Source organism: Streptomyces scabichelini (assembly GCF_011045015.1).
Taxonomy (GTDB): domain Bacteria; phylum Actinomycetota; class Actinomycetes; order Streptomycetales; family Streptomycetaceae; genus Streptomyces; species Streptomyces scabichelini.
In genome coordinates this window covers 1-6,857 of sequence record NZ_JAAKZY010000347.1, presented here as the reverse complement: position 1 = coordinate 6,857, position 6,857 = coordinate 1, and the positions used below count along the sequence as shown (strand labels likewise).

Sequence of the window (6,857 nt, the reverse complement as noted above, 5' to 3'; positions counted from 1 at the left end):
GCCGAAACCGTCCCCCACATTCCGGCCGCCGACCCTGAGCCCGCACCCCGGCCACTCAGACCTGTGCCTGCCGATCGTGAGCCTCTGCCTGGACACACCAAGGTCGCCGAGGTAGCCCCCGAGGTATTCGACAAGGTGAGGAAGGCCGGCCACGCAAACCGGGCAAAACAGCGGCTCACACATCCCTGCGGTTCAGCAACCACGGCTCGACCACGCCGAGCCCCCGCACCGGCCGCTGCCACATCGGCTGGAGCGCGAAGCGGTACACCGGCGGCTCCTCGCCCTCCTTCTCCGCGGCGGCAGCCGCCTCCGCGGCCTCCGCCTCGGAGGCGGGGGCGTCGCCCGTCCGCGTCAGCTCCTCCGCGAGCGCGCTGTCCACCAGGACGGCGTCCCGTGGCGCTATCGAGGTCAGCCGCGACGCCAGGTTCACCGTCGCGCCGAAGACATCGCCCATCCGAGTTGTCACCGTGCCGAAGGCGATGCCGACGCGCAGTTCGGGCATCGTCTCGTCGTTGGCCATGGTCTCGATGAGGCGCAGGGCGATCTCGGCGGCGACGCCCGGGTCGTCGGCGGCGTACAGCACCTCGTCGCCCAGCGTCTTCACCAGGCGCCCCCCGTGCGCGGCCACCAGGTCCGCGGCCGTGGTCTCGAAGGCCTCGACGAGCTCGCCGAGTTCCTCCTCCTCCATGCGGCGCGTCAGGCGCGTGAAGCCGACGAGGTCGGCGAAGGCAACACAGAGGCGGCGGTCGACCATCTCCTCATCGTCCGCGGCCTGTACGACCCGGCCGGTCGCGGCGGCGAGCTGGCGCCGCCAGACGTAGACGAGGAACTCCTCCAGCTCGGGCAGCAGCAGCTCGACCAGGGGGTACGTCACTTCCGTGCGGGTCATGCCCGGCTCGGGCGGCTCGGTCAGGCCCTCCAGGAAGGAGTCGATCTGCCACTCGGCCAGCCGGGCGGTGGTCTGCCCGGTGGAACGGGCGACCTGGATGGCCATGGCCTCGCTGAGCAGTCCCGCCTCCACCAGACCGGCCAGCCGTCGCAGCGCCAGTACGTCCGCCTCCGTGAGCGCCCTGGCCTGGCCGATGTCGGCGAATCCCATGGCCCGCCAGAAACGGGACGCCAGGTCCATGGAGACACCGGCGCTGCGGGCCGCCTGAAACGGTGTGTAGCGCCGCTCGGCACCGAGAATCAACTGCTCCAGACGGAGGGCGAGAGGGTCGTCGCCGGAGTCGGCCTCGTGCGCGTCCACCTGGGCGTGTGCCTTGGCACGGTCGCCCCGCGTGGCCGACGCGTCGGCCACGGAACCAGCGCTGCGCCCCGGCTCACCGTCGGAGGCGGGGTGTGCACCCGTGCCGGAGCCCGTGTCGTCGACGGTCACGCCTGCTGCCCTTCCGATCTGCCACGGTCACTTTCGACCGGCCTCAACTCTACGGCAGGTGTGCTGTGGCTCACTCCCGCGCGAGCGAGCCCCTGTGTCCCGCGGCCCCCTCCAGAGTCGTACGGCACGATCAAGGCCCCTTCTCAACAGCCGGACCCGAGTACCCCAGCGACCGCACCGCTCACTGCTGCGCCGTGCGGCTCACTGCCGATCCGGTGTCCCGCTGCCACCTCAGAGTCGTACGGTGCGGTCGGGCCCCCGTCTCAACAGTCGTGGCCGGGTACCCCGCCCGTAGCGCCGCTCACTTCTCACCCTCTCTCACCCTCCGGTCGCAGATGCACGATGTCCCCCGCCCCGATGGGCTGCTGCATCCCCTCCGCCGTGGCCAGGACCAGCCGTCCGTCCCCGTCGACCGCGACCGCCTCCCCCACCAGCGACCGGTCCCCGGGCAGCTCCGCCCGCACCGTCCGCCCCAGCGTCGCGCACCCGGCGGCGTACGTCTCCTGGAGCCGGGAGACGGCGGGATCGCCCCCTGCGGCGCGCCAGTCGACGTACCACTGCTCCAGCGAGCGCAGTACGGCCCGCAGCAGCGGGTCACGGTCGGTGGTGGAGGCTCCGGCGAGCGCGAGCGACGTCGCCGTGGGTACGGGAAGCTCGTCCTCGCGGAGCGTGACATTGATGCCGATGCCGACCACGACGCCGTCGCTCCCGGCGCGCTCGGCGAGGATGCCGCCGACCTTGCGTTCCTCGCCGCCCACGGTGATGAGCAGGTCGTTCGGCCACTTGAGTGCCGTGTCGACGCCGGCCGTGCGGGACAGCGCGGTGGCCGTGGCGACCCCGGCGAGCAGCGGCAGCCAGCCCCAGCGCTCGACGGGGACCTCGGCGGGCTTCAACAGGACGGAGAAGAAGAGGCCGGAGCGGGCCGGGGCCGTCCACTGGCGGTCCAGGCGCCCGCGCCCGGCGTTCTGCTCCTCGGCCACGAGCACGGCACCCTCCTCGGCCTTGCCTTCGGCGGCGAGGGCGACGAGGTCGGAGTTGGTGGACCCGGTACGGGACACCACGTCGACGTCGCGCCATAGCCCTCCGTCCCGGAGGAGAGCCCTGCGCAGCGCGGTGGCGTTGAGGGGCGGCCGGTCGAGGTCGGACCAGCGGCCCGACCTCGGCTCACCCGGCTCGTTGGACGAGTTTCCTTCTGCACCTGGTGGCGTCGTCATGCAACCCACCCTAGGTTTGACATCCTCCGCCCCGCAGAAGGGACGGATTCCAGCCCTGACGGGCTGAGGTTCACGGGCGCTCGTTCACACTCGTGACGTCACCCCTCCGGCGTGTCCCGCCGCGACTCAGCGAACGTACAGCTGACTGTGGCCGGCACGTCGCTTGATCCGGAGATCCCATTCCTCCGCTGACAAGGGAGGAGGGGTGTGGTAAACGCCGCACTGCCGAACCGTAGGCACAGCACTACGCTACGGATGAGTAGCCAGCCCCCCTTCTGAGCACCTCACCCTCACGTCCCCACTGAGCAGGCAGGGAGCCCCATCCCGATGTCCGAGCCGGAACAGCTGCACGAGATCGACATCCACACCACCGCGGGCAAGCTCGCGGACTTGCGGCGCCGCATCGAGGAGGCGACGCACGCCGGCTCGGCGCGTGCCGTCGAAAAGCAGCACGCCAAGGGCAAGTTGACGGCTCGGGAGCGGATCGAGCTGCTCATGGACGAGGGGTCGTTCGTCGAGTTCGACGAGTTCGCCCAGCACCGGTCGACCGACTTCGGCCTGGAGCAGAACCGGCCGTACGGCGACGGTGTCGTGACCGGCTACGGCATGGTCGACGGCCGCCCGGTGGCCGTGTTCTCGCAGGACTTCACCGTGTTCGGCGGCGCCCTGGGCGAGGTCTTCGGCCAGAAGATCATGAAGGTGATGGACTTCGCGCTGAAGACGGGCTGCCCGTTCATCGGCATCAACGACTCCGGCGGCGCCCGCATCCAGGAGGGCGTCTCGGCGCTCGGCATGTACGGCGAGATCTTCCGCCGCAACACCCATGCGTCCGGTGTGATCCCGCAGATCAGCCTGGTCGTCGGCCCGTGCGCGGGCGGCGCGGTGTACTCCCCCGCGATCACCGACTTCACGGTGATGGTCGACCAGACCTCGCACATGTTCATCACCGGGCCCGACGTCATCAAGACCGTCACCGGGGAGGACGTCGGCTTCGAGGAGCTCGGCGGCGCCCGCACCCACAACTCCACGTCCGGCGTGGCCCATCACATGGCGGGCGACGAGAAGGACGCGATCGAGTACGTCAAGTCGCTGCTGTCGTACCTCCCCTCGAACAACCTCAGTGAGCCGCCCGCCTTCCCCGAGGAGGCGGACCTGACACTCACGGACGAGGACCGCGAGCTGGACACGCTCGTCCCGGACAGCGCGAACCAGCCGTACGACATGCACACGGTGATCGAACACGTCCTGGACGACGCCGAGTTCTTCGAGACGCAGCCGCTGTTCGCGCCGAACATCGTCACCGGTTTCGGCCGGGTCGAGGGCCACCCGGTGGGCATCGTCGCCAACCAGCCGATGCAGTTCGCGGGCTGCCTGGACATAAAGGCGAGCGAGAAGGCGGCCCGCTTCGTGCGCACCTGCGACGCCTTCAACGTCCCCGTGATCACCTTCGTCGACGTGCCGGGCTTCCTGCCGGGCGTGGACCAGGAGCACGACGGCATCATCCGCCGCGGCGCCAAGCTGATCTACGCGTACGCCGAGGCGACGGTCCCGCTGATCACGATCATCACCCGCAAGGCGTTCGGCGGCGCGTACGACGTCATGGGTTCCAAGCACCTGGGCGCCGACCTCAACCTCGCCTGGCCGACCGCCCAGATCGCCGTGATGGGCGCGCAGGGCGCGGTCAACATCCTGCACCGCCGCACCATCGCGGCCACCCCCGAGGCGGAGCGCGAGGAGGTGCGGGCGCGCCTGATCCAGGAGTACGAGGACAGGCTCCTCAACCCCTACGCGGCCGCCGAGCGCGGCTACATCGACGGCGTGATCATGCCGTCGGACACCCGCTCCCATGTCGTACGCGGCCTGCGTCAGCTGCGTACGAAGCGGGAATCACTGCCTCCGAAGAAGCACGGCAACATCCCCCTGTAGGCCCCCGATCCGGATCCTTGGGAGCAAACATGACGATCAAGGTCGTACGGGGCAACCCGACCCCGGAGGAGCTGGCCGCCGCACTGGCGGTGGTCCAGGCGCGCGCCGCGGCGGCGGCCGCCGCCCCGTCCGGCGCGCCCCTCGAGCCGGACGCCTGGGCGGACCCGGCACGGGTGGCCATGGGCCGCCTGCCCGCGCCCGGTCCCAAGGCGTGGGGGCGCACGTACTGGCCCGGTTAGAGCTGCCTGGCCGGGCTGGAGCCGCACGCCCTACGCAAGATGAGTACGCGTACTCAGGCGGCCCGGCCCGGCTCGGATTCACGATTGTGGAATGCTGTGGTCCGACCCCGAGAACGAGCCGCCCGAGGAACTGCGCGACATGCAGAACATGTTGCGGCGACTCGGGATTCTCATGGCGTTGGCCATGGTGCTCGCGATGCTCGTGCTCGGCTTCATGTGACCACATGTGATCGGTCACCGGTCGCATGTCCGGTGACCGCCCCGACGCCCTTCCCACCGCGTCGATACCCTGGCCGCATGACTGATCAGCCGCGCCGTCGAGTCGTCCTCGCCTCCCAGTCCCCCGCCCGGCTCGGACTGCTGCGGCAGGCCGGACTCGACCCCGAGGTCGTCGTCAGCGGGGTCGACGAGGACGCCGTGTCCGCCCCGACGCCCGCCGAGCTGGCGCGCGCACTCGCCGAGGCCAAGGCGTCCGTCGTGGCGGCCAAGCCCGAGGTCAAGGGCGCCCTGGTGATCGGCTGCGACTCGGTGCTCGACCTGGACGGCGAGGCGCTCGGCAAGCCCGCGGACGCCGAGGAGGCCACCGCGCGCTGGAAGTCGATGCGCGGCCGCGCGGGCACGCTGCAGACCGGGCACTGCGTGTACGACACGGTGACGGGACGGTACGCCTCGGCGACCGCGTCCACCGTGGTCCGCTTCGGCGAGCCGACCGACGCCGAGATCGCCGCGTACGTCGCCTCGGGCGAACCCCTCTACGTGGCCGGGGCCTTCACGCTCGACGGCCGCTCGGCCCCGTTCATCGAGGGCATCGACGGTGACCACGGGAACGTCATCGGGATCTCGCTGCCGTTGCTGCGCCGCTTGCTGGCCCAACTGGGCGTGGGGATCACGGAGTTGTGGACGCCGCGCGAGAGGTGAGCAGGGCGCAGGGTGATCAGGGAACCGAGGGCGCCGGAGGCGTAGGGACAGGCGCCCCCTCGTTGCCGCCGTCCGGTGCGCTGTCGTCGGGCGCGTCGTCGTCCGGCGTGGTGTCGGAGATGCCGCCGTCCTGACGGTCGTACGCCATGAAGATCAGCACGATCAGGCCGAGCACCACCATCATGAAAGCGAACGCGCCCCAGCCCACCAGGCCGACCGTGAACGCGCCGAGCAAGCCGTGCACCACCGCCGCACTGATGAGCACGATCCGGCCGAGCCCTGCGGGGGCGCGGTCGCGCAGGGCGACGCGCAGCGCGACGAAGCCGCAGAAGGCGAAGTAGAGGCCGAAGACCAGGCCCGCGATCTTCGAGGACACGGACATCATGCCCGCGTCGAGCCCCGCGAGGGACATCTCCTGCCGGTCGACGACGACGCCCATGAACCAGTTGACAAGTGCGATGCCCACCGCCTCCGCGAAGAGCACGATCGCGGCCACCCACGCCACCGGCCTGCGTACCACCGGTCCCCACCCACTTTCGATGCCGTTCGACCAGGGCGTCAGTTACCCCAAGTAGCCTTCGATACATCCCGAACGCTACTAACGGGTAAACCCCGGGACAAGGGATCCGGCGAAGGCAAAGATTCATTGGGCCATTCGTAGGGACTCCACAAAGAAACGGAGTGGGCCGCAGCACGCTCTCACAGAGACCTTGGCCACATTGGGGGACTAGGGTTCTTGGGAAGCCCCCTGCGTACGGCCGTGCGACAAGGGATTTCGTGGGCGAGCGGGCCTCGGATCACGCTCCGTGTGGGCAAGCTCACCATCGGGGATGGGTCGAAACGACGTGTCGGCAGTCCCTAAACTCGGCTTGTTTCAAGGAGAGGGAGCCAACGTGCGCAAGGTGTTGATCGCCAACCGTGGCGAAATCGCTGTCCGTGTCGCCCGGGCGTGCCGAGACGCCGGTATCGCGAGCGTGGCGGTGTACGCCGAGCCGGACCGGGACGCGCTGCATGTGCGGGCCGCGGACGAGGCGTTCGCGCTGGGCGGTGACACCCCGGCCTCCAGCTACCTGGACATGGCCAAGGTGCTGCAGGCGGCCGCGGACTCGGGGGCGGATGCCATCCATCCCGGCTACGGCTTCCTCTCGGAGAACGCGGAGTTCGCGCAGGCGGTGGGGGACG

The 6,857-nt window shown here is 70.2% G+C and carries 8 protein-coding genes; 5 read left to right on the top strand and 3 right to left on the bottom strand.

What is annotated here, in order from left to right:
• Positions 1–175 precede the first annotated feature (175 nt).
• Both G5C60_RS48655 and G5C60_RS48650 read right to left on the bottom strand, forming a co-directional pair.
• Complete coding sequence (locus tag G5C60_RS48655; RefSeq protein ID WP_165270391.1) at positions 176–1,378, bottom strand: adenylate/guanylate cyclase domain-containing protein; 1,203 nt, start codon at positions 1,376–1,378, stop codon at positions 176–178.
• A 308-nt stretch (positions 1,379–1,686) separates the two neighbouring features.
• The gene (locus tag G5C60_RS48650; protein ID WP_165270389.1) at positions 1,687–2,592 is read right to left on the bottom strand and encodes a biotin--[acetyl-CoA-carboxylase] ligase; all 906 of its coding nucleotides are present in this window, start codon (positions 2,590–2,592) and stop codon (positions 1,687–1,689) included.
• A 327-nt stretch (positions 2,593–2,919) separates the two neighbouring features.
• Here G5C60_RS48650 and G5C60_RS48645 point away from each other — a divergent pair, with 327 nt between their 5' ends.
• The 4 genes from G5C60_RS48645 to G5C60_RS48635 all read left to right on the top strand — a co-directional run bounded on the left by G5C60_RS48645 (position 2,920) and on the right by G5C60_RS48635 (position 5,675).
• On the top strand, positions 2,920–4,518 hold the full coding sequence (locus G5C60_RS48645; protein ID WP_165270387.1) for an acyl-CoA carboxylase subunit beta: 1,599 nt from the start codon (positions 2,920–2,922) through the stop codon (positions 4,516–4,518).
• A gap of 29 nt (positions 4,519–4,547) precedes the next feature.
• Positions 4,548–4,757, top strand: a complete 210-nt coding sequence (locus tag G5C60_RS48640) for an acyl-CoA carboxylase subunit epsilon (protein WP_165270385.1) — start codon at positions 4,548–4,550, stop codon at positions 4,755–4,757.
• Between the two features lie 91 nt (positions 4,758–4,848).
• Positions 4,849–4,977: a morphogenic membrane protein MmpB gene (gene mmpB, locus G5C60_RS53465; protein ID WP_277611494.1), complete on the top strand. Its 129-nt coding sequence runs from the start codon at positions 4,849–4,851 to the stop codon at positions 4,975–4,977.
• 77 nt (positions 4,978–5,054) lie between these two features.
• Positions 5,055–5,675 (top strand): Maf family protein, encoded by a 621-nt coding sequence (locus G5C60_RS48635; RefSeq protein ID WP_165270384.1) that lies wholly within the window; start codon positions 5,055–5,057, stop codon positions 5,673–5,675.
• Between the two features lie 16 nt (positions 5,676–5,691).
• Here the strand turns inward: G5C60_RS48635 and G5C60_RS48630 are convergent, their stop codons facing one another.
• Positions 5,692–6,195 (bottom strand): hypothetical protein, encoded by a 504-nt coding sequence (locus G5C60_RS48630; protein WP_165270383.1) that lies wholly within the window; start codon positions 6,193–6,195, stop codon positions 5,692–5,694.
• A gap of 373 nt (positions 6,196–6,568) precedes the next feature.
• Between G5C60_RS48630 and G5C60_RS48625 the strand changes: the two genes are divergently transcribed.
• On the top strand, positions 6,569–6,857 hold a 289-nt coding region (locus tag G5C60_RS48625; RefSeq protein WP_277611409.1), incomplete at its 3' end, for a biotin carboxylase N-terminal domain-containing protein.

Bases quoted from the DNA above. Each gene is read 5' to 3' on its own strand.
- mmpB (WP_277611494.1), top strand. From the start codon at position 4,849: ATGCTGTGGTCCGACCCCGAGAACGAGCCGCCCGAGGAACTGCGCGAC.
- G5C60_RS48645 (WP_165270387.1), top strand. From the start codon at position 2,920: ATGTCCGAGCCGGAACAGCTGCACGAGATCGACATCCACACCACCGCG.
- G5C60_RS48635 (WP_165270384.1), top strand. From the start codon at position 5,055: ATGACTGATCAGCCGCGCCGTCGAGTCGTCCTCGCCTCCCAGTCCCCC.
- G5C60_RS48640 (WP_165270385.1), top strand. From the start codon at position 4,548: ATGACGATCAAGGTCGTACGGGGCAACCCGACCCCGGAGGAGCTGGCC.
- G5C60_RS48650 (WP_165270389.1), bottom strand. From the start codon at position 2,592: ATGACGACGCCACCAGGTGCAGAAGGAAACTCGTCCAACGAGCCGGGT.